Source organism: Saccharibacillus sp. CPCC 101409 (assembly GCF_030518235.1).
In the GTDB taxonomy this organism is placed as follows: Bacteria; Bacillota; Bacilli; order Paenibacillales; family Paenibacillaceae; genus Saccharibacillus.
The window spans coordinates 124,961-147,043 of sequence record NZ_JAULSA010000004.1; the positions used below are offsets into that span (position 1 = coordinate 124,961).

At 60.7% G+C, this 22,083-nt stretch carries 19 protein-coding genes; 8 read left to right on the forward strand and 11 right to left on the reverse strand.

Annotated features, from left to right (window positions below):
- Positions 1–154 precede the first annotated feature (154 nt).
- From QWJ34_RS10915 to QWJ34_RS10935, 5 genes are all read right to left on the reverse strand, one after another.
- Entirely contained in the window at positions 155–1,138 is a 984-nt protein-coding gene (locus QWJ34_RS10915; protein WP_302727663.1) for an ABC transporter permease, read from the reverse strand.
- Positions 1,135–1,860: an ABC transporter ATP-binding protein gene (locus QWJ34_RS10920; protein WP_302727665.1), complete on the reverse strand. Its 726-nt coding sequence runs from the start codon at positions 1,858–1,860 to the stop codon at positions 1,135–1,137. The genes QWJ34_RS10915 and QWJ34_RS10920 overlap by 4 nt, the downstream gene beginning before the upstream one ends.
- Before the next feature lie 12 nt (positions 1,861–1,872).
- A complete protein-coding gene (locus tag QWJ34_RS10925) occupies positions 1,873–2,847 on the reverse strand; it encodes a hypothetical protein (protein WP_302727667.1) in 975 nt (324 codons plus the stop codon).
- 169 nt (positions 2,848–3,016) lie between these two features.
- Positions 3,017–3,733: a response regulator transcription factor gene (locus tag QWJ34_RS10930; protein ID WP_302727669.1), complete on the reverse strand. Its 717-nt coding sequence runs from the start codon at positions 3,731–3,733 to the stop codon at positions 3,017–3,019.
- Between the two features lie 3 nt (positions 3,734–3,736).
- Positions 3,737–5,218 carry a sensor histidine kinase gene (locus tag QWJ34_RS10935; protein WP_302727671.1) on the reverse strand — a complete coding sequence of 494 codons (1,482 nt, stop codon included), beginning with the start codon at positions 5,216–5,218 and terminating at the stop codon, positions 3,737–3,739.
- Positions 5,219–5,551: 333 nt separating this feature from the next.
- Here QWJ34_RS10935 and QWJ34_RS10940 point away from each other — a divergent pair, with 333 nt between their 5' ends.
- On the forward strand, positions 5,552–6,433 hold the full coding sequence (locus QWJ34_RS10940) for a hypothetical protein (protein ID WP_368046497.1): 882 nt from the start codon (positions 5,552–5,554) through the stop codon (positions 6,431–6,433).
- 394 nt (positions 6,434–6,827) lie between these two features.
- Here the strand turns inward: QWJ34_RS10940 and QWJ34_RS10945 are convergent, their stop codons facing one another.
- Positions 6,828–8,336: an MFS transporter gene (locus QWJ34_RS10945; protein WP_302728198.1), complete on the reverse strand. Its 1,509-nt coding sequence runs from the start codon at positions 8,334–8,336 to the stop codon at positions 6,828–6,830.
- 191 nt (positions 8,337–8,527) lie between these two features.
- Here QWJ34_RS10945 and QWJ34_RS10950 point away from each other — a divergent pair, with 191 nt between their 5' ends.
- On the forward strand, positions 8,528–8,944 hold the full coding sequence (locus QWJ34_RS10950; protein ID WP_302727673.1) for a MarR family winged helix-turn-helix transcriptional regulator: 417 nt from the start codon (positions 8,528–8,530) through the stop codon (positions 8,942–8,944).
- 30 nt (positions 8,945–8,974) lie between these two features.
- Here the strand turns inward: QWJ34_RS10950 and QWJ34_RS10955 are convergent, their stop codons facing one another.
- The 3 genes from QWJ34_RS10955 to QWJ34_RS10965 form a co-directional block, all read right to left on the reverse strand.
- Complete coding sequence (locus QWJ34_RS10955) at positions 8,975–9,370, reverse strand: hypothetical protein (protein ID WP_302727674.1); 396 nt, start codon at positions 9,368–9,370, stop codon at positions 8,975–8,977.
- A 35-nt stretch (positions 9,371–9,405) separates the two neighbouring features.
- Positions 9,406–10,617: an enoyl-ACP reductase FabV gene (gene fabV, locus QWJ34_RS10960; protein ID WP_302727675.1), complete on the reverse strand. Its 1,212-nt coding sequence runs from the start codon at positions 10,615–10,617 to the stop codon at positions 9,406–9,408.
- A 250-nt stretch (positions 10,618–10,867) separates the two neighbouring features.
- Positions 10,868–12,253, reverse strand: coding sequence for a methyl-accepting chemotaxis protein (locus QWJ34_RS10965; RefSeq protein WP_302727677.1), 1,386 nt, complete (start codon positions 12,251–12,253; stop codon positions 10,868–10,870).
- Between the two features lie 286 nt (positions 12,254–12,539).
- Between QWJ34_RS10965 and QWJ34_RS10970 the strand changes: the two genes are divergently transcribed.
- Positions 12,540–14,099: an SMI1/KNR4 family protein gene (locus QWJ34_RS10970; protein ID WP_302727679.1), complete on the forward strand. Its 1,560-nt coding sequence runs from the start codon at positions 12,540–12,542 to the stop codon at positions 14,097–14,099.
- 418 nt (positions 14,100–14,517) lie between these two features.
- Here the strand turns inward: QWJ34_RS10970 and QWJ34_RS10975 are convergent, their stop codons facing one another.
- Positions 14,518–16,203, reverse strand: a complete 1,686-nt coding sequence (locus tag QWJ34_RS10975) for a methyl-accepting chemotaxis protein (protein WP_302727681.1) — start codon at positions 16,201–16,203, stop codon at positions 14,518–14,520.
- Positions 16,204–16,527: 324 nt separating this feature from the next.
- Between QWJ34_RS10975 and QWJ34_RS10980 the strand changes: the two genes are divergently transcribed.
- The 5 genes from QWJ34_RS10980 (at position 16,528) to QWJ34_RS11000 (ending at position 20,625) form a co-directional block, all read left to right on the forward strand.
- Positions 16,528–17,721, forward strand: a complete 1,194-nt coding sequence (locus tag QWJ34_RS10980) for a M20 metallopeptidase family protein (protein ID WP_302727682.1) — start codon at positions 16,528–16,530, stop codon at positions 17,719–17,721.
- 137 nt (positions 17,722–17,858) lie between these two features.
- Positions 17,859–18,602 carry a tRNA(His) guanylyltransferase Thg1 family protein gene (locus tag QWJ34_RS10985; RefSeq protein ID WP_302727683.1) on the forward strand — a complete coding sequence of 248 codons (744 nt, stop codon included), beginning with the start codon at positions 17,859–17,861 and terminating at the stop codon, positions 18,600–18,602.
- A 1-nt stretch (position 18,603) separates the two neighbouring features.
- The gene (locus QWJ34_RS10990) at positions 18,604–19,074 is read left to right on the forward strand and encodes an AAA family ATPase (protein WP_302727684.1); all 471 of its coding nucleotides are present in this window, start codon (positions 18,604–18,606) and stop codon (positions 19,072–19,074) included.
- Entirely contained in the window at positions 19,071–20,306 is a 1,236-nt protein-coding gene (locus tag QWJ34_RS10995) for an MFS transporter (RefSeq protein ID WP_302727686.1), read from the forward strand. The genes QWJ34_RS10990 and QWJ34_RS10995 overlap by 4 nt, the downstream gene beginning before the upstream one ends.
- A 49-nt stretch (positions 20,307–20,355) precedes the next feature.
- Positions 20,356–20,625, forward strand: coding sequence for a hypothetical protein (locus QWJ34_RS11000; protein WP_302727688.1), 270 nt, complete (start codon positions 20,356–20,358; stop codon positions 20,623–20,625).
- A gap of 98 nt (positions 20,626–20,723) precedes the next feature.
- On the opposite strand, the gene QWJ34_RS11005 is transcribed toward QWJ34_RS11000, so the two are convergent.
- Positions 20,724–22,016 (reverse strand): amino acid permease, encoded by a 1,293-nt coding sequence (locus QWJ34_RS11005; protein ID WP_302728199.1) that lies wholly within the window; start codon positions 22,014–22,016, stop codon positions 20,724–20,726.
- Positions 22,017–22,083 lie beyond the last annotated feature (67 nt).

Here is a 22,083-nt window from a genome sequence, read left to right on the forward strand (position 1 = left end):
CTTGCCAAAACCGTTAACGGACATCTGAATGTGCAGCATACAAAAAAGCGTCTCCCTGTCTTTATCGAGGGGAGACGCTTTTTCTATAAATATCGTCCTATAGCAAAACTTCAATCCTTTTTCGCGGCATCGGCGGCGGAATCCTTCGGCTTCGTCAAACTTCCCTGGCGTCGAACAGCAGAATCTGCGCCGTCGTCAGCACGGTGCCGAAGCCCAGCAGAATGCCGGCGCCCGTCAGCAGTTGGCCGTAGGCGACTTCGGAGCCGATCACCGACTTGTACAAAGTCGCGTACTCGGTCGGCATCGCCGAAGATACCGCCGGGAACAGCAGGCCGATGCCGCCCAGCGCGGCGAGCAGCAGCACGCCGAGCAGAAAGCCCGACGTCGCGCTGCGCGCCAGCGTCGAAGCGAAGATCGCCGCGGCGCCGAACGCTGCCGCCGGAAGCAGCGTCAGGGCGTAGGCGGCCAGCACCGCCGGCAGGTCCAGTCCGCCGGAGCCCGCGCCCGAGAGCGCGCCCGCCGCGAGCGACAGCGCCAGCAGCACGGCCAGCAGGCCGGCCTGGTAGGCCACGATCGCGGCGAGCTTGCCGAGCGCAAGCGCGGGGCGGCTCACCGGCCGGGTGAGCGGGATCTTCAGCTCGCCGCGCTCCCGCTCGCCGGCGAACAGGTCCGCCGCCAGCATGCAGGCGGCCAGCGGCAGCAGCACGTACGCCGCCAGCGACAGCAGCGTGAACGGCAGGTTCGCCGGCGAGAAGCGGATCATGCTTCCGGGCAGCCGGTTGAGCAGCAGCACGATCAGCGGCGCCAGCGCGACCGGCACCGGGAGCGCCCGGTACTTGAACTGCGCGAGAATCTTGCGCAGTTCGACTTCGGCCGCGCGGCCGATCATCGCGGCGGTGCCGGGCGCTTTGACGGGCTGCGCGTCCGCCGCGCGCCCGCCCGCCTTTGCTTCGGGAGCGGCCGCGCTCCTCCCGGACGTCGCGTCCGAAGGCCGCGCGTCTTCGCCCGGCTTCGGCGCGGCCGAAGCCGAAAACGCATCCCCGGAGCGGCCCGGATTTACTCCCGGGCCGGCGGCTGCCAGCGCTTCGCTTCTCCCGCCGATTCCCGTTCCCGCTTTCAAGTTCGCTTCCCCACTCATGCCGTTCCTCTCCCTTCGCTGTTGTTCAGCTTCAGATAATACCGCTCCAGACTGCCGTACCTTTCCAGCGCCTCCGGCACGGACGCGGTATCGAGCAGCACGCCGCCCTGCAGCACGGCCACATGCGTGCACAGCTGTTCCATCTCGTGCGACAGATGGCTGGACAGCAGCACGGCGCAGCCGCGCGCCGTTTCCCGCCGGACGATCTCGCGAAACAGCGCCGCGCCTTCGATATCCATACCGTTGGTGGGCTCGTCGAGCACGAGCAGGTCGGGCTTCGGCAGCAGAGCGGCCGCCAGCGCCAGGCGCTGCTTCATGCCCATGGAGAACCGGCGCACTTTCTCGCGCCGCTGCGGCAGCAGTCCCACTTCATCCAGCAGAGCGCCGACCGCGTCCGTGTCGAAGCCCGGATAGAAGCGGCCGGTCAGCCGGAGGTTCTGCTCCGCCGTCAGGTACGGATACAGGCCCGGGCTTTCGATCATGCAGCCCGTTCTCGCCAGGATCGCGGGCAGATGCTCGGCCGGGTCCAGGCCAAACAGCGAGACTTCGCCGGCGTCCCGCGACAGCAGGCCGACGATCGCTTTCATCGCGGTCGTCTTGCCGCTGCCGTTGGGACCGAGCAGGCCGAGCACCTGCCCGGCTTCGATCTCAAGCGACAGCTTCTCCACGCCCCGCCGGTTGGCGTACTTCTTCGTCAGGTTGTCGATGCGGACAACGGTCATGGCGCGCCTGCCTTACTCGGAGCGGCCGGCGCCGAAAGGCCCGTGCCCGAACGGTCCGCCGAAGCCGCGTCCCGATTCTTCCGATCCGGCTCCGCGGAATCCGGCCGGCAGTTCAAGCTCCTCGACGGTCTTGCCCGTCACGTCGATGTCTTCCGGCACGGTGCTGCCGACATCGCTGATCGTGCTGGCGATCGAAGCCTCCACGACGGCGGACTTGCCGTCTTTGTCCAGGCCGGATACGCTCAGCGTCGTGTTCAGCGATACGATTGCGCCGTTTTCCACTTTGGCTTCAAGCTTCACATTGTCCACGCGGCCGTCCTGCGCGATCGGGAACAGGGTGTCCGGGTCGAAGTCTTTCCACTCCGAATCTGCCGCCCACGGCCCCTGCGCCGCTTCGCTCAACCGTTCACCGCCGCGCTTCGCTCCGGTTTCCAGCACCGCGTTCAGCGCCAGGTTCGCCAGCTCCGGCACCTGCGCCCCGGTCAGGTTCAGCGTGATCGTATCGCCGCTTTCCGTAAACCGGTCTTTGATATCGCCCAGCAGCAGATCGCTCGCCGTTTCCATCAGGCGCACCGCGCTCGGCGACGCTTCGTGTTTGCCCGACGGGCCGAAGCCGGCATGTTCGTCTTCGTCCGCGTCCGCTTCGGCCGAATAATACCGATCGCCTTTGCGCAGAATCAGCTTGCCGTCCTCCGTCGCCTGTTCGACGTCGATCTTATGACCGCCGACTTCGAATTGTCCCGACGAATAGCTTTCTTCGCCGGCCGTCTGCATTTCCACGTTTCCGCTTGCCGTCACGCTTCCGTTTTGCGAGATCCGGATCGTCGAATTGACCGTCGCGTTGTCCGCTTCCATCGTTTTAAGCGCCGCCGAGCGGAAATTCTCGTAAGCCCCTCCGTTCGCGTAAGCCGCCGCTCCCAGGCTCGCCGTTACGATCATGCCCGCCGCCATCACGCCCGCCGTTTTCATCCGCGTACTTTTTTTCATCTCAATCTCTCCCCTGCTTCGATTTGGATGTTTCTTTTGCGCACCCTTATCGTACAGCCCGGAGATAAACGCCCCATGCACACTTTCTAAACAAAGTTTAAACCGTTCCTAAACATTCCGGACAGCAGACGATCCGGGCCTTCCGGCAGCCTGCTCCCGCGCCCGTCTTCTACGCTTTGAACCGGTACCCCGCGCCCCACACGGTCTGGATATATTTCGGATCGCCGGGGTTGTCTTCGATCTTGTCGCGCAGCCGGTTGATATGCACGGCCACGGTGGCGCTGTCGCCGACGGCGTCGTAGCCCCAGATTTTCTCGTACAGCGTTTCCTTGCTCAGCACCATATCGAGATGCTCGACCAGAAACAGCAGCAGTTCGTATTCCTTGTTCTTGAGCGTCAGCTCCCGGCCCTGGACGTACACCCGCCGCGACTGCGGACGGATCGAGATGGGACCGGCTTTCAGTTCGCTCAGCTCGCCGCCGCCCGGCTCAAAGCCGCCCCGGCTGCGCAGGCGCTCGTACTGGGCCAGATTCGCTTTGACGCGCGCCACCAGTTCCCCCGGCGAAAAAGGCTTCACGATATAATCGTCCGCCCCCAGCCCCAGTCCCCGGATCTTGTCGATGTCTTCGCGCCGCGCGGTCACCATCAGGATCGGGACGTCGACGCTCTCGCGCAGTTTGCGGCATACGGCGAACCCGTCCGCGCCCGGCAGCATCACGTCGAGCAGGATCAGATTGAACTCCCCGCTGCCGCCTCTTTGTATGCCGGTATGACCGTCGCCCGCGATCTCCACCGCAAAGCCGTCGATCTCCAGATAATCCCGTTCGATCTCCGCGATCGCGCTGTCGTCTTCGACGATCAGAATTTTTTTGCCGCCGTCCGTCATAAGTTACGCCTCCTTTTCGCTTGGCCGTACCGGCAGCTCGATGACGATCCGCAGACCGCCGCGCCCTCCGTGCTCCGCGTAAATCCGCCCGCCCATCATCGATACCGCTTTTTCCGAGATCGCAAGACCCAGGCCGCTGCCGCGGTTCGGACTGCTGCGCGACGCGTCGCTGCGGTAGAATACGTCGAACAGCTTCGGCAGCGCTTCGTCCGTCACGCCCGGCCCGTCGTCTTCGACCACGATCCGCAGCGTTTCGCCGCTTATGCCCATTGTCGACGCGGACACCTTCACGCTCACTTCCGGCCGCTCTTTGTATTTCAAACTGTTCTCGACCAGATTCGCCAGCACGCGCCGGAACTGCACCGGATCGGCATGCAGCGTCAGCCGCCGCGGCAGCCCGTTCAGCTCCACGTTCAGCCCCTGCTCCGCATGCTCCTCGGCCGCCGCGCGGAAGAAACTTTCCAGCTCTTCGCGCGGATCGAGTTCCTCGGGATAATTCGGGTAATCGCCCAGATCCATTTTCGAAAAAAGAAACAGCCGCGACACCATATGGTCGATATCTTCCGCTTTGGTCTTGATCATGCCGGCGTACCGGCGCTGCGATTCGGGCGTGCCCGCCACCCCGTCCAGCAGTCCTTCCGAATACGCTTTGATCGACGTGAGCGGGGAGCGCAGATCGTGGGAAATGCCGGCCAGCAGCTCTTTGCGATTGATCTCCTGCTTCTGCACGGCCCGGATCGATTCCTTCAGCCGGCCTGCCATCTCGTTGAACGCTTCGCATACGGCCCGGAATTCGTCTTTGCGCTTATAGTCGATCCGATAATCCAGATTGCCGTCGCGGATCTCCCTCACCCCGTCCGTCAGGATCTCCAGCGGCCGCCGGATATTGCGGAACACGGAACGCGTCAGGAACTGGCTGGTCAAAAAAACAACCGCGATCATCGCCAGCAGCAGCAAAACGGGCGCCCGGCGAAAACCGTAGTCTTCTTCCGCGCTTGCGTCCAGCTTCGGACGGTCGCTCAGCAGCTCGATCCGGTAGGCATGACCGCTCTCCTCCAGCTCGGACACGTACAGTTCGCGGCCGTTTTTCCCCGCGACGCCCGTTCCGCCAAGCGTTTCCAGCGCCTGCGCAAGCTCGGCATCCGTCGCGCTGTCGGCGTCGCTTAGGAGTTCTTTGCTGCCCAGATTGTAGCGTACGGCGTCGTCTTCGTAAACGAGCAGCGACATCTTGTTCGTCTCCAGCATCGTGTCGGCGCGCTCGATCAGCATGGACAAGCGCTGGGCGTCGGGATTGACAATCATATCGCGCGCAGTCTCCATCACCGAGTCGCGCGCGCCGTAATAATCGTCGTCGCTTTGCAGCCGGTAGCCGGTAAAGTCTTTCCAGACCAGCAGAAACACCAGCGCGGCCAGCAGAATCGACAGCACGATGGGAATCGCGATCATCAGGATATTGGATATAAAAAGCCGGCGTTTAATCGTCATGGTCAGGGCTCCCGTCCTATTCGGATCTGTTCGGACTGCGGCCGCGCGCCGGCTCGAAGCTTCTTCAAGCCGAGCCGCGGGCGGGCGCGTCGTTACCTGCATGATAGCACGCCGCGATAACCGGGAGCTAAACGAGAGTTGAACAAAAGTTAAACTGGATATGTTATACTCGCCGTAAGCGAATATGAACGAGCGGCGAAGAACGTCCTCCCGGCAGACTGCCGAGGGGGCGTTTTTTTGTGCGTTGAGAGAAGTTTGGCGATCAGGCAGACGTTCGGCTCAGCGTTTATCGCTCGCTGCTCGATTCTATATTTAATCCGAGGAGGAATAGAGATGTCCCGCAAAAAATCCGTTTTAACCGATCGACCCGCCGCAGCCGGTTTGTCGACTTCCGTCGCTTCACCTGCGCCGTCTTCGGCACGACAGGCGCGAGCAGAACGCGGAGAACGCGAAGAACGCGGCGGCGATTCGGCGGCTCGCAGCAGTGATTCAGCGGCTTACAGAGGCCAAACCGTTCCGCCCCGTTCGACGCTTTCTGCCGGTCTTTTTGAAGAAGCTCACCGCTTGTTTCTGGCGCGTCATCTGGATGCCCGCTCGGGCGAGCGCCGGGGCAGACTTGAGCGCGGACACCAGTATGCGGAGAAACTGTTTCTCGAACAGGTCTGGTGGCCGCTGCTCGGCAGCTTCGACCGTCTGCATCCGGAATACGAGATTTACGACTGGAACCGCCGTTCGCAGTTTCTCGATTTCGCGTTCCTGCCCGAAGGCGGCGGCCGGATCGGCATCGAATGCGACGGCTTCCAGAGCCATATCAAAGACATGGACCGCGAGAAATTCAGCTATGCGCTGAACCGCGATTCTTTCCTCACCGGCATAGGCTGGAAAATGCTGCACTTTTCCTTCGACGATATCCAGCGCCGCCCCGACGTCTGCCGCATGCTGCTTCAGCTGAGCGTCGGCCCGATGCTGATCGACAGCCGCCGGGAACGCGCCAGTCTGTCGCCGGAGGAAAAAGACGTCCTGCGCACCGCCTGGCGATTGGGCCGGGCGATTCGGCCGAAGGATGTGATGGTTCGGTACAAGATGAGTTTCCGCCCGGCCCGAGAACTTCTGCAAAGTTTATCGGCACAGGGACTTTTGAATCCACGCGCAAACGGCAAACAAATCCGCGGCTACGAGCCGACCGGCACGTTTCCTTTTCATTTGCTTGATTAGGGCTTCAAAAAACCTTCATCTCCCGTTCCCGGGAAAATGAAGGTTTTGGTCCGCCTCTGCTTTTTTGATGATATCGAGGCAAAATATGCGTTCAAATCTTTCTTGCAGGAAGAGCCGTCTTAACTACATTGCCGAAAAAGCAACGTACAGCGTATCAAACAGCCAAACCGCAAACTAGATTGCTTTTCTGTCAACGTAGAGAGCAAATTTGCCGGAAATCCGTCTTTTATCTCGCTCTACGTTGCACAAAAAGCAATCTAGCTATACGAAAACCCAATTTTCCGCTTCTACGTTGCCTTTTTGTCAACGTAAGGTAGCGGACAAAACGATCAACGAGAAATTTGACGATCCTGCGGCTGTTGCAAGCATGCGCGAACTGCGTCCGAGCTTAAGTTCAAGCCTTCGCCGGCCCGCGGCTGCCGGCGCTCTCGCCCGAAGCCGAACTGCGCTCGCCGGAGACGGGGCTCTCGCCCGAAGCCGGTCCCGGCGCGCCGGGACTTTCGCTCTCCGACCGGCCGCCGCCGCGACGGCCGCGGGTCAGCAGGCGCCAGCCGGTCAGCAGGGCGCCGGCGACGCAGATCGAAGCGGAGACGGTGAAGACGACGTGCATGCCGGACAGGAAAATGTCCGGGCGGTCCGGGATGAGGCCGGATACGCGGTATCCGGCGCGGCCGCTCATCACGCCGAACAGCGTCGTGGTGGCGACGGCGATGCCGACGACCATGCCGAGGTTGCGGATCAGCGAGTTGACGCTGCCCGCCACGCCGAGCTGCGGACGCGGCACGGTCGACATGACGAGCGAGTTGTTCGGCGACTGGAACAGTCCGCCGCCCAGGCCGAGCAGCGCGATAAACGCGCCGACCCGCACCAGCGTGCTGCCGGCGTGCAGCGAAGCCAGGCCCGCCTGCGCGCCGACCATCAGCAGCAGACCGAGGAAGGTCAGCCATTCCGAGCCGAAGCGGTCGGACATCGCTCCGCTGAGCGGCGCGACGACGACCATGACGAGCGGATAGATCATCATCATCCAGCCGGCGTCGCGCGGGGACAGCTGGAGAATCGACTGCAAGTAGAACGGCGCGATAATGTTGTAGCAGAACATGCTCACAAACACCAGGAAGCCGCACAGGATGCTGAGCGAGAACAGCGGATTGCGGAACAAATTCAGATTCAGCATCGGTTCGTCCCGGCGCGACTCCAGCCGCAGGAACGCGGCGAACGCCGCGGCGGCGAAAACGAACAGCGCCAGGATGCGCCAGTCGCCGTAGCCGGCTTCCTGCCCGAACAGGATCGCCGCGATCAGCGAGACGATAAAGCCCGCGAACAGCAGGCTGCCCGCTCCGTCGATACTTTTCTTCGATATGCGGATATCGCCGGGCAGCAGTCTGGCGCCGAGCAGGATCGCGACCAAGCCGATCGGCACGTTGATCCAGAAGATCGACTCCCAGCCGAGCGAGCTTACCATCAGGCCGCCGAGGCCCGGTCCGGCGATGCTGCCGAGCGAGACGAACGTGCCGACAAGGCCGAGCGCTTTGCCGCGTTCGTTCGCCGGGAAGATGTCGGTTACGATGCCCTGGCTGTTCGCCATCGTCATCGACGCGCCGATCGCCTGGACGATCCGGGCCGCGATCAGCGTCGCCAGCGAACCGCTGAGTCCGCACAGCAGCGAACCGACCACGAATACGATCGTGCCGATACGGAACACGCGAATCTTGCCGAAGATATCGCCCAGCCGGCCGAACAGCAGGATAAACGAACAGATCGCCATCAGGTAGATGCTCGATATCCACTGGGTATGGCCGAGCGGAAGATTCAGGTCCCGCGAGATCGAAGGCAGCGCCACGTTGACGATACTGCCGTCGAGCGTGGCCATAAACGTAAACAGATTCAAAATAACCAGGATCATCCAGCGGCGCTGCTGCACCCGCGGGTCGTCCTGATACGTTTGTATATTCGCTTTCACCCGTACACCCCGATTCTTTGGTTGCTTACGCAACGAATTGACTTGTCCAGTGTACGTCACTTTAGTTGCGAACGCAACGATTTTCCGATAATATTCAAAGGGACGAACGGAAAAAGGAAAGGAGCCCCATTCCCATGAGCCCGCAATTCCCGATCGGAAAATCGATTTCCCTGATCTACCGTCAGAACCAGAAGCGGCTGGCCCAGGCGTTCAAGCCCTACGGGCTGGGCGGCGGCGGCCATCACAGCTTTTTGAAAACGATCGTGCTCCATCCCGGCATCCGGCAGGATCGGCTGACCGCCGACCTCAAGTTCGACAAAGCGACCACCGCCCGGGCCGTGCAGCATCTGGAGCGCGAAGGATATATCGAACGCCGCCCGGACGACAGCGACCGCCGCTCGCACCGTCTTTATCCCACGCAAAAAGGAGCCGACTTCATGCCCCGGCTCAATCGCGTGCTGTCCGATTTCAACGCCGAACTGACGCAGAATCTGGACGAAGAAGAACAGAAACAGCTGGTGGCTTTGCTGCAAAAAATTTACCGTCCGTGACCTTCAGCTCAAAACGTCCGAAGCGGCGGCTCACCGTCCGGAACGTCTGCGGCGCGCCCGGGCGCGTCCCGAAACGACGACGACGGCGCGAAGTCCCGCGAGCACGCTCGCGATGACCAGCACAATCCAGACATATTCGAACGCCGTCCCCACGCCCTGCTGCCGGAGGTAACGTCCGCCGTACCAGATCAGCACGAAAGCGACGCCGACAGCCAGCAGAAAAGAGATCGCCACGACCGCTTTGCGTCCGGCGCCGGAACCGCGCCAGGCCGCGATGAGCGACCTGCGGTTTCTCAGCGCCGCCAGCAGCATGTAAGCGGTCAGCAGCGGCAGCGCATACGCATTGTCCAGAAGAAACAGACTGATGCCCATCAAGGCGAACAGCAGCCAGGAGATCCAGCCGAAATGACGGTCGAAAGCTTTCACGGACGCTCCTCCTTTTTTATTGCCGAACCCGAGGCTCAGGATTCCTGCGCGGCCCTCAGGCTCTCTGCCGGAATATCGACCTGCGGATCGGTATCGGCTTCATAGTCGACGCCGTCCGTTTCAAAGCCGAACAGCTGGAAGAATTCCCGCCGGTAGCCTTCCAGGTCGCTCAGTTCGCGGATATTGTCCGACGAGATGCGCGCCCAGATGTCGTCCACTTCGCGCTGAACGTCTTCCCGCATCTCCCAATCGTCGATCCGGATTCGGCCCTGTTCGTCCACCGGCACTGCTCCGCCGCCGTACAGGCGCTCCGCGAACAAGCGGTACGTCTGCTCGATGCAGCCTTCGTGCAGTCCTTTTTCCTTCATGATCTTGTACAAAACGGAGACGTACAGCGGCACGACCGGGATTGCGGAGCTCGACTGCGTGACCAGCGCTTTGCTGACCGAAACGAAAGCCCGGCCGCCGGAAGGTTCCAGCTGTCCGCCGATGCGCAGCGCCGAGGCTTCCAGATCGTCTTTGGCCCGGCCGATCGAGCCTTCGCGGTAGATCGGCTGCGTCAAATCCGGGCCGATATACGAATACGCGATCGTCGTCGCGCCTTCGGCCAGTACGCCGCCTGCGCGCAGCGCGTCGATCCAGAGCCGCCAGTCTTCGCCGCCCATGACTTTGACCGTGTGGGCGATCTCCGCCTCCGAAGCCGGTTCGAGCGTGACTTCACTCACTTCGCCGGTATGGAAATTGACGGTCTTGTTCGTATAGGATTCGCCGATCGGCTTCAAGACGGAATGGGCCGTTTCGCCCGTCCGCGGGTCGGTCCGGCGGGACGAAGCGACGCTGTACACAACCAGATCGACCGAGCCCAGTTGTTCGCGGATCGTTTCGACCGTTTTCGCTTTGGTCTCGTCCGAGAAAGCGTCGCCGGTCACGCTGAACGACTTTAACCCCGCGGCTTCGGCTTCTTGTTCAAAAGCGGCGGAATTGTACCAGCCCGCCGACGCGGTGCGCGTCTCGCTGCTGCGGCTCGGCCGGTATACGCCGACCGTCGCCGCGCCCGCGCCGAAAGCGGCCGCGATCCGCGCGGCCAGGCCGTAGCCGGTGGATGCGCCGATTACCAGCACGTTCTTGGGACCTTCGATACGGGGATTGCCCGTTACATAGTCGATCTGCCGCCGCACCTGCGCGGCGCAGCCGGACGGATGCGCGGTCGTGCAGATAAAGCCGCGCGTTCTCGGTTTGATTATCATGGATGGATGTCCCTCGCTTTTCTATTCTTCTTGTCGCGGTGTCGTACCTGCATTTGTTTTATAGTGTAACAATATTTTCGAATTTAGGCACTCTTCATGCTTGTTAAGTCCTTGCGCAAAATCAAAAAAAGGCAGAGACTGAGCTCGTTAGAGCTTCGTCCCCGCCTGCGTTTATCCTGCTTTCAATCGATCTTACAATCGCTTTTGAACACATCCCAACCTGCTTTGACGCTTACCGCGCCGCTTCCGCTCAGGCAATACTCGGCGCGGCGGATTGGGCGGAAACGGACGATGCCGAACCGGTCTGCAAGCGAGGCGCCGGCTCCGCGGAGGACTGTTCGTTCTCAAACCGGAAGCGCTCCACCAGATCTTTCAACCGTCCCGAACTGATTCCGACACGCTGGGCCTGGGCGGCCACCTGGTCCGCCACTTCCATCACGCCGGACGTGCGGGTAAAGATCGTTTCCACGCCTTCGGCCGCTTCGCTGTTGGCGGCGGCGATTTCGCCGATCGCTTTGGCCAGATTCTGTACCGATGCGCTGAGCTGTTCGCTCGTTGCGCTGAAATCGGCCACCATGTTCTCGATATACAGCGCGTCCTGCATGTAAGAGCCCGCGTTTTCCTGCATCATCTCGTAGTCGGCGGCAATTTCTTTGGTCATCAGACCCAGCAGCCGGCTGGAATAGCTCTGGAGATTGTCGACCGAGCCGACCACCGTTTCCGTAACGGTCCGGATCTGCTCGACCGAATTCTTCGAAGCGTCGGCGAGTTTGCGGATTTCGTCGGCGACGACCGCGAAACCCTTGCCCGCTTCGCCCGCTCTCGCCGCTTCGATCGAAGCGTTGAGCGCCAGCAGGTTGGTCTGCTGCGCCACCTGGAGGATCGAATCCGCCAGGGCGCGAATCATGCCCACGGAATGCGATTCTTCAAGCGCGCGCGCCAGGCCTTCCCGGACTTCTTCGTAGACAGCCGTCGTCTTCTCCATCGATTCCGCCAGGTTGTCCTGGATCTGCATCGCGCGCGTGCTGACCTGACCCGCCTGCTCCGTGCCTTCCGCGGCGCGTGCGGCGATCGAAGCGACGGCGCGTTCGAATTCCTGCGTCGCGGCATCCATCTCCTGGGCCGTCGCCGCAGTCTGCTGCATGCCCGCCGACATCTGCTCGGTCGTAGCCGATACGCCGCGCAGCGCTTCTTCCATGCGTCCGAAGTGCACGCGGGCCATGCCCGACGACTCGCCGATGCCTTCCGCTTCCACCGATACGGCCGACAGCAGCGTTTTGGACGAACCGTGCATGCGGTCTACCGCCTGTGCCAGCATGCCGACTTCGTCGCCCCGCCGCAGGTACTTTTCAGGCAGGCGATCCGTGAAGTCCCCGGCCGTCATCCGGTCGAGCTGCGCCGCCGAAGCTTGAATCGGCTTGACAATCCCACGTACAATAAAGAACAGCAGAATAAAAGAAACGACGAATCCGAACAGCGAAATGATTCCGGGACCGATATGCATAAAGTTGGCGCGCTGCACAAACTCGCTCATCAGCACAAAGTTGAGCAGCGTGGGCAGCAGCATACCGACAACCGCTGTCGCCAGCACGCGTGCCAGCAGGCTTCCGGTCCATATTTTTAAACGATTTCTCATCTTTTTTGCACCTCGTTTGTTAAGATTGGAGAGTAAAACAAACTTTTGGCCCGCTTCAAAAGAAAAACTCTGTTTTTATTTCTTTATGTAGGCATTTTTATCTACGCCAGGGCTTTAGGTCTAGTCCTTACTATCCATTAGTTATTATATCCTAGTTAGCTAGCAATTAAACAGCCTTTCCTAACCATTTTGCGAAGTTTTACATTTCTATTCATTCCACTCTACGATTCCACGATCGGCAGCGGGGCTTTCGGGCCGGCGTTCGTTCGATCGGAAGGAGATTTTCATGACATCAGGCAGCATCACACGAGAGCAGTTCGCAGACTGGATGAAGAGCTGGAAGCGGCTGATCCACAAGATCAGCGGCGCGGGAGCGGGCACATCGGCCGGCATCCTCGCGCATCATTCTTACGAACCCGAACGCAATTTGAGACAAACCGAAGAACGGCTGGGCGCTTCCCTTCCCGAAGATTTCCGGGACCTGGTGCGCTGCGGCGCGTTCGCGGCCACAATAAACTGGCGCATCCCGACCGAGCTGCTGAGTCCTTTCGGCCAGAGCGAAGGCGATCTCGGCTGGGATATCGACACGCTGAATTTCCCCGATCTGTTCGGCGAAGACGGCGAGGAACATCCGCAGCTGCGCTACCTTGCGTTTCACGAAGGCGGCAGCGGCGACAGGCTTATGCTGGACCTGGAAGGCCCGACCGATTCGGCCGTGGTCTTCTGGTCCCACGAAGAAAACGCATTCCGCCCGCTCGCGCCTTCCCTGCCGCAGTTTCTGGAACGGATTACGCGGCTCGGCCTGGTCGGAACCCATGCCGGGGCTTACGAGCCGTTTATCGGCGAAGACGGTCTGGACCCCGACGGCCCCAATGCCCGGAGCTGGCTCGGCTGGTTGAAGGACTTTACGGAGTTCGACTGGGAAAAAGCGAAACAGGAACTTCCGCTGGCGATCCGGCTGTTCGAGATGCGCGCGACAAACGATGCGCGGCAGCAAAAAATCGGCTCGCTGCTGACCGAGCTGTATCCGGTCGCGGATATTATTCCGGAATGGCTGCGCCGCAACGAAGCGGAGACGATTCCTTCCTATCGCCGCGAGCGGCTGAAGCTGATCGGCGACGCCCTGCGCGGCGAAGCGGCCGATTGGGTCCGCTCGCTGTGGGACGGCCGGACGCCGTCGGCCTCCGGCGCGGAATCTCCCGGCGGCTCGCTGCCGGGTCTGGACGACGGCGTGCTGCATTATTTGGCCGCCGTGTGTCTTCCGGAAGAAGAAGGACTTCCGCTGGTGCTGCGCGAACTCGAACGGCAGCGGCGCGAAGATACCGGACCGCAAGCCGAAGTGAAATCCGGAACAAAGTCCGGAAGCGGTCCCGAAGCGCAGCTTCCGGCGGACTCTGCCGCCGGATCGGCGCCGGAAACGGAAGCGCGATCCGAAGCGGACAATCGGGCGAAGCCCGATTCCGGGCGGCTGGCTCCGCCGACGCATTCGCTGTCGCCGTTCCACAGCCGGCGCGTCATCCCGTGGATGGAGCCGCGCGTCGCGTTCCCTTACGGCGGCTGGGACACCCTGCTGGCCGCCTCCCGGCCGCAGGCGGAAGACCTGCTGCGCTGGCTGCGCGGCCGCGACGCGCTGCGCATGACCGCCGTCTCCGCGATCGGCCTGCTGCCGCCGGCGGAACGCGCCGCCCTGTTCGCCGGAAGCGTCGGCGAACGGCAGCGCCTCGATGCGCTGCGCCTGCTGCGCGGCCTGCACGGGCACGCCGTGCTGCGCAAAGAAAAAGCGGCGATCGCCGAAGCCGTCGCCGCTCTCGAAGAAGCCGGGGCCCGGCCTCCCCGGCCGCAGTAACCGCTGCCTGTTTCAGGCGGCGGCTTTTTTTCGCCCGCCCGCGCCCGGCGCCCGGGACGGCGCAATACGCTTTTTCCCTCGGCGTCGGCGGATCGAGGGAAAAAGCGCCCTCTCGGCGCGCTCTGCCGATCCGTGTTCGTCTCGGTGGACAGCCTGCCTTACGTTGACAAAAAGGCAGCGTAGAAGCAAAAAAGAAAGCTTTTATATAGATACATTGCTTTTTATGCAACGTAGAGCAGGATAAACAGCGGATTTCCGGCCAATCAACTCTCTACGTTGACATAAAAGCAACCCAGCTCGCAGTTCGGCTTTTTTATACGCTGTACATTGCTTTTTCGGCAACGCAGCCCAAGCTGCTTTGCTTGTAAAAAGAACCGGGCTTGATCCGCGCTTCCCTTCCCGGCCCGTTCTCCGCTTCTTACACCTTGAAGCGCGACACCAGCGTTTGCAGCTCGTCGGCCAATTCGTTCAGCGACGAAGCGCCGTGGAGCATTTCTTCGCCGGCGGCCAGCTGTTCTTCGGTCGCCGCCGCGATCTCCTGCGTGCCGCCGGAAATCTCCCGGCTGCCTGCGCTGATCTCGTCCATCGAGCCGGATACCCCGGCGAAGCCTTCGTGCACGCGCTCCGTCGAATCGGCCATCTCGCCGGTCCGTTCCGAGACGATTTCGACCGCCGCCAGAATGCCGTCGAACTGCTCCGCGCCCCGGCGGGATACGGCCGCGCCTTCTTCCACCCGGCTTTTCACTTCCCGCATCGTTTCCAGCGCCGCGTGCGTATCGCTTTGAATGCCCGCGACCAGCTCGCGGATGCCGCGCGTCGAATCCGAAGACTGGTCCGCCAGCTTCTTCACTTCGCCCGCGACCACGGTAAAGCCCCGGCCGTATTCGCCGGCGCGCGCCGCTTCGATGGAAGCGTTGAGCGACAGCAGATTGGTCTGGGCGGAAATCTCGTTAATCAGCGCGGTAATCGCGTCGATTTCTTTGGCGCGATTCGCCAGCTGCTGGATATGTCCGTCCGCTTCGCCCACCGCCGCGCCGATAAAGCTCATCTGCTCGTCGATCTGCCGCACCGCGCGTCCGCCGTCTTCCGCCTGCTCCATCATCCGGCGCGACACGCTCGCGACTTCCGAAGTCGAAGCGGCGATCTCGGTAATCCGCCGCAGATTATCGTGCGTCGAAGCCGCTCCGCCGTCGACGATCCTCGCCTGCTCGCCCGAACGTTCGGCGATCTGCTGCATGGACACGGCTACCTGCTGCGAGGTCGCTTTGGACTGTTCGGCGCTCGCCGAGAATTGTTCCGACGCCGAAGCCAGATGCTGCGACGCGTCCCCGATCTGCTTCATCATTTCGCGCAGCGAACCGACAAAGCGGTTGAAACCGCCCGCCAGTTCGCCGAACTCGTCTTTCTGGCGCAGCTCTATGCTGCGGGTCAGATCCGCGTCGCCTTCGGCGATTTCGTTCATCTGCCGGTTCAGCAGCCGAAGCGGCTTCAGGATCGAGCGCAGCAGCCAGAATCCGAGGGCAAGGCCGACCGCGACCGAAGTCAGGATGCCGTAGAACAGAATATTCTGGTTGACCCGCGCTTCCTGCCGGTTTGCGTTTTTGAGCGCCGCCACTTCGGTTTCCAGCCGTTCGACGAATTCGTTGACCGCCGGATCGACCTGCTGTTTGCGCAGAGTGCGCTCTTCGCCGAAATGCAGATTTGTCGCTTCTTGCGTTTTGCCTTCGCCGACCAGTTGAACGACCTGACTGTTCAGCGCGATCAGCTCGTCCAGCTCCCCGCCGATTTTTTGCAGCGATTCCAGATCGGCTCCCTGAAGAACCGCTTCCTCGCTTTTCAGCAGTTCGAGGATTTCCGCCGACTTCGCCGACATGCCGTCCGCGAATTCCGTATCTTTCGTCAGCAGATAACCGCGTTCGTCGTTGGACAATCCGGTCATGCGGTATTGAAGCTGCTTCAGGAATTTTTGCGTTTCCAGCTTGGCTTCGAGTTTGTCGCTGTTCACCAGACTTTTTTCGATCGCGACCAGCGACTGGGCGCCGCTGCCGATCAGCACCGCCACCAGCATCAAAATAATGGCGAACAGCTTCGTTTTTACTTTCATAGGTCATCCTGCTTTCCCGGTCGATTTAGGTTTTCTTTTAATTCCGGCCTTCAATTCAATTGCTCGCAAACTATCTATCCATTATTATCGGTCAGTTTGTCGTTTTTTTAAATTATTTGTCGAAATTTTTTTCTGTTAAACCAAGTTATATACTCGGAAAAATAAGAAAAGAACGTTAATCCGCCCGCATAAGCGGATATTCGGCCGTTTTCGGCCTGTAAGTTCGTTTGACGTTCCCCGGCGAAAGTGATAGTTTGAAAACCATAACCGGCGGGAGTTTTTAAAAAAATCTACATATATAGAAAGCGGGAGGAACCTTAACCGATGAGCACACTGACCAAGAACCGATGGATCGAACAGCTTGAGCAGGCCCAGGAGCAGATCGTGGAATGGCGACGGCATATGCACGCCAATCCCGAATTGTCGTTCCAGGAAACGAACACGGCGCGGTTTATCGCGGAGCAGCTGACAAGCTTCGGCTACGAAGTTCGCACAAACGTCGGCGGCAACGGCATCCTGGCCGATCTCAAAGGCGCGCATCCCGGCAAAGCGATCGCGTTTCGCGCCGACTTCGACGCGCTGCCGATCCCCGAAGAAAACGACGTGCCGTACAAATCGCAGAATCCCGGCGTGATGCATGCCTGCGGACACGACGGGCATACGTCCACCCTGCTCGGCGTCGCCAAAGTGCTGGCGGACCAGCAGGATTCGCTGCGCGGCTCGCTCCGCTTTATTTTCCAGCATGCCGAAGAAAAGCTTCCGGGCGGCGCGAAGTCGATGATCGAAGACGGCGCGCTCGACGGGATCGACGAAGTATACGGCGCGCATCTGGCGAGCTATATGCCGCTGGGCAAACTGTCCGTTTCCTCCGGCCCGTCGATGGCGGCGGTGGATTCGTTCTCGATCACCGTGCAGGGCAAAGGCGGCCACGGCGCCAAGCCGCACCAGACGGTGGACGCGATCGTGGTCGGCAGCCAGCTCGTCACCGCGCTCCAGCATATCGTGGCGCGCCATATCAACCCGCTCAAGTCCGCCGTCGTGACGGTGGGCGTGTTCCAGGCGGGCGCCGCGTTCAACGTGATCGCCGACAAAGCGAAGATCGAAGGCACGGTGCGCAGCTTCGATCCCGACGTGCGCAAGCAGCTCGAACGCGATATTCGCGATATGATCCACGGCATCACGCTGGCGGAACACGCGACCTACGAGCTGGAATACGTCAACGGCTATCCCGCGCTGGTCAATCCGCCGCAGCAGGCCGAAGAAATCCGCGCCGTCTTCACCCGCCAGTTCGGCGAAGAAGCCCTATTCGGCCTCGACGCTTCGATGGGCGCGGAAGACTTCGCTTACTATCTCCAGGAGCGGCCGGGCAACTTCTTCAACGTCGGCTCGCAGAACGACAGCGAAGACACGGCGTTCCCGCACCACCACCCGCGTTTCGATATCGACGAACGCGCGCTGCTGGTTGCCGGCAAAGCGTTCCTGGCGATCGCCGCCGACAAACTGCTGGACGAAGCGTAAGTTTTTGGACAAGCCGCAATCCAAGCCGCCGGCACCCGGACTCTCCGGGGCTGCCGGCTTTTTTGGCATGAACGCTTTCCATTCTCCTCTCTCGTCGGGTAGACTTTAGAAAACGAAGCAAAGGAGTTTATCCCGCTATGCATATCGACGACTTCGGCGCGCGCATGAAGAATTACGAGAACGCGTTCCGCCACTACCTGCCCGGCCGCATGCCCGTGGTGATCCGCATCGACGGCTGCCATTTTCATACGTTTACCCGGGGGATGAACAAACCGTTCGACGAACCGCTGATCCGCGTGTTCTGGGAAACGTGCAAATACCTCGCGCAGAATATCATGGGCTGCAAGCTGGTCTATCATCAGAGCGACGAGATTTCTATTCTGCTGACCAACTACGACAAACTGACGACGGCGTCCTGGTTCGAAAACAATCTGCAAAAAATCGTTTCCGTGGCTTCGTCGCTTGCGACCGCCAAATTCAATGAGGAGATCCGCGCCGTTTATCCGGACCGTCCGCTCGCCGCCTTCGACGCCCGCGCCTGGGTGCTGCCGCAGGACGAAGTAACGAATTACTTTCTGTGGAGGCAGATGGACGCGACCAAGAACAGCATCTCGATGGTCGCTCAGGCGCATTTTCCGCACGGCGAGCTTCAAAGTCTGGACGGCCGCGGGCTCAAAGACAAGCTGTTTACGGAAAAAGACTTCAACTGGAACGACCTGCCGGCCTGGCAAAAGCGCGGGGCGTGCATCGTGAAGCGGGAGTATCTCAAAGGAACGGCGGTCCGCCGCAAATGGGAAGTCGATCTCGACACGCCGGTGTTCTCGCAGGACCGGGACTATATCAACCGCTTTGTTTATCTCGACCGGGAACAGGAGGGGTAGCGTGGAGTGCGTGATTTTTACCGGCATCCAGGCTTCGGGCAAATCGACGTTCTATAAAGAACGCTACGTCGACACCCATCTGCGGCTCAATATGGACATGCTGCGGACGCGTTATCGGGAAAAGCTGCTGCTGGACGCTTTGCTCGAAGCGAAGCAGCCGTTCGTCGTGGACAACACCAATCCGCTGCCCGAAGACCGCCATCTCTATATCGAAGCGGCCAAAAGTCACCGGTTTACCGTCGTCGGCTTCTACTTCGCGCCCGATTACGAGGAGTCGGTCCGGCGCAACAATCTGCGGACGGGCAAGTCTTTCGTGCGGGAGATCGGGATTCGGAGCGTGCTGAAAAACCTCGTCCCTCCCGCCTACGGAGAAGGATTCGACGAGCTGTATACGGTGACGTCGGAAAACGGCTTGTTTACGGTGGAACGTACTGCGGATACGCCGGCAGCGCCCGGGGAGGCGGAATATTGAGCATACAAAACCTTTTCCCGAGGCTTCGCGGCAACAGCCGGGGCTGCCTGGCTTTCGAGCCTTTTTTCCTGATTCCGTACAGCATGATGGCGACTTACGCGACGCTGTATATGTACGAGCTGGGCGTGACCGAGACCAATATCGGCTGGATTACGACGCTCGGGCTGATCGCGCAGGTGCTGTCGTCGTTTATGAGCGGCTACCTGACCGACCGGCTGGGCCGCAAGCGCGCGATCTTGACGTTCGACGTGCTCAGCTGGAGCGTGGCGATGCTGATTTTTGCTTTTTCGCAAAACGTCTGGTTCTTCGTCGTCGCCACCTTTATCAACGGACTGCAGCGGGTGCCGCATGTGGCGTTCTACTGCCTGATCGTCGAGGACACGCCGCCCAAAGACCGGACCTACGTGTTTACGCTGCTGCAAATTATCGGCGTGATCGGCGGTTTGTTCGCTCCGCTCGGCGGGCTGCTGGTCGATCATTACGGACTCGTGTCCGGGACGCGGATCATGTACGTGCTCTGCTCGGTGCTGATGACGTTCCAGTTTATCGGGCGGCATATGACGACGAAGGAAACGGAAATGGGCTACCGGAAAATGCGGGAAACGCGCGAGCTGGGGCTCCGCAAAAGCCTGATCGAGTACAGCGGCGCGATCCGCGATCTGTTCGCAAGCCGCAGCCTGATCCTGATCTTCGTCGTGTATATCCTGTTCAATTTCCAGGCTACGCTCAAAACGACGTATCTGTCGCTGTACCTGGCCGACTATCTGCATGTGGACAGCGGGCTGATCTCGCTTGTGCCGGCGGTCTCGTCCGTGATTATGCTGCTGGCGCTGTGGCTGATTATGCCGAAGATCGCGGCGCACGCCGAAACGCGTTCGATGATGGCAGGGTTCGCCCTGTCCGTGATCTCGAATATCATGCTCGTGCTGTGGCCGACGTCGAATCTGGTCTGGATCGGGCTGAGCACGGTGCTGGCCGCGGTCGGCCTGATGATCAGCTCGCCGTATCTCGAAGCCGCCGTGCAGAACGCGATCGACGACGAAAAGCGGGCCAAAATGTTCTCCATGCTGTCCGTCGTCATCCTCCTGCTCACCTCCCCGGCCGGCATCGTCGGCGGCTGGGCGTACACGCTCGACCCGCGCATCCCGATCTGGATCATCACCGGTTCGTTCGCGGCGGCGTTCGTGTTTCTGATGATTCATTTGGGACGGAGAAAACGCAGGATGGTATAATGATCGGAACAAGAATTGTTCTTATTCAAAACACAAGGGAGGACCCGGTATGCAGCAGCGTGAGATCGAAGCTATTGCCCATGTACGCAGTGTAGTGAAAAAGACGGCAAAAGAATTAGGAATATCTGAAGATAAAATGATCGAGCTTGTACGAAAGTCCGACGTGTCTCCAGAGGCTATGGATCTTAAAACATATTTGGATTCCTCGGAAGTTCAAGCCAGCATGCAGCCCAGCATGAAAAAGATGTCCAAATGGGTAGGTACGCTGCCTTTGAAGGAAGCGGACTCGTTATCGGCTCATATGAAAGAGATTCGGTAGATCCCTATTTATAGAAAAGAAAAAGCCGGATGCGAAGTTTTCGCATCCGGCTTTGCTTGCAGCAATCAACTTTTGTTCCGGGTCCCGGCCTTTCGCCGTTACGCCTCGGACTTTTTAAATTTCAACACCGACCACACAATCAGCAGAAGCAGCACGCCCACGCATACCCCGATGCTGAGCCGGTTCTGCGGATCGACGACGAAGCCCGCCGCGATCACCGCCAGAACCAGGGCCGTCAGCGCCGTGACATACGGAAAGCCCCAGATGGCGAATGTCGGCCTGGTCGGGTACTGCGGCCGCAGCTTAAGCTGCGCCAGGCAGATCGACAGCCAGACGACCAGCACGACGAAGCCCGGCACCGCCAGCAGGATCGGGAACAGATTGTCTCCGGCGAAGAAAGCGATCAGGGCGCCCAGCAGCAGCACGACCGCGCACAGCCGCAGGCTGCCGGTCGGCACGCCTTTGGCCGACGTGGCCGCCAGCGACTTCGGCGCTTCGCCGGCGGCGGCCATCGAATGCAGCATCCGCGTCGCGCCGTAGATACTGGAGTTGGCCGCGGACAGCACCGCCGTGACCAGAATAAAGTTCATGATATGCGCCGCGCCCGCAAGCCCGGTCGCTTCGAGCACCTGCACGAACGGGCTGGCCTGCCCGGCCAGTTCGTCCCACGGAATCAAGCCGCAGATCACGAGGATCGGCAGCGTATAGAACAGGATTACGCGCAGGATAAAGCTTTTGACCACTTTCGGCATGACCTTCTCGGCGTCTTTCGCTTCGGTCAGCGTCAGGCCGATCAGCTCAGAGCCGCCGTACGAGAACATGACGACGAGCAGCGCGGAGAAGATCGACAGCCAGCCGTTGGGCAGGAAGCCTCCGTGCGCCGTATAGTTGACCAGTCCCGGCGCTTCGCCGCCCGTTCCCGGGATCACCCCGAACAGCAGACCCGCGCCCAGAATAATAAACACGATAATCATGACGATCTTGATGCCGGCCAGCCAGAATTCGGTTTCGCCGAAGCTTTCGACGCTCATCCGGTTGATGCCGAGAATCAGCGCCGCGCTGGCGAGACTGAGCGCCCACAGCGGCACGCCGGGCATCCAGTACCGGAGAAACGAGCCCGCGGCCGTTACTTCGATCACGCATACGCTCAGCATCAGAAACGCGTACAGCCAGCCTACGATAAACGCCGGCCGAGGACCGAAAGCCTGCCGGACGAAGTCTTTCATATTGCGGTTGGGGTAGACGCTCGCCAGCTCCGCGATCGCGCCCATCACCACGAGCAGCAGCAGACCGCCGAACAAATACGTCAAGATGACGCCCGGTCCCGCCAGTCCGATCGTTTCGGCGCTTCCTTTGAAGATGCCGGTTCCGATTACGCCGCCCATCGCCATAAAGCTGATATGCCGCGGCAGCAGCTTCTTCTGAAGCCGTTCGCCTTCCGGCTTGTTGTGATTTTCC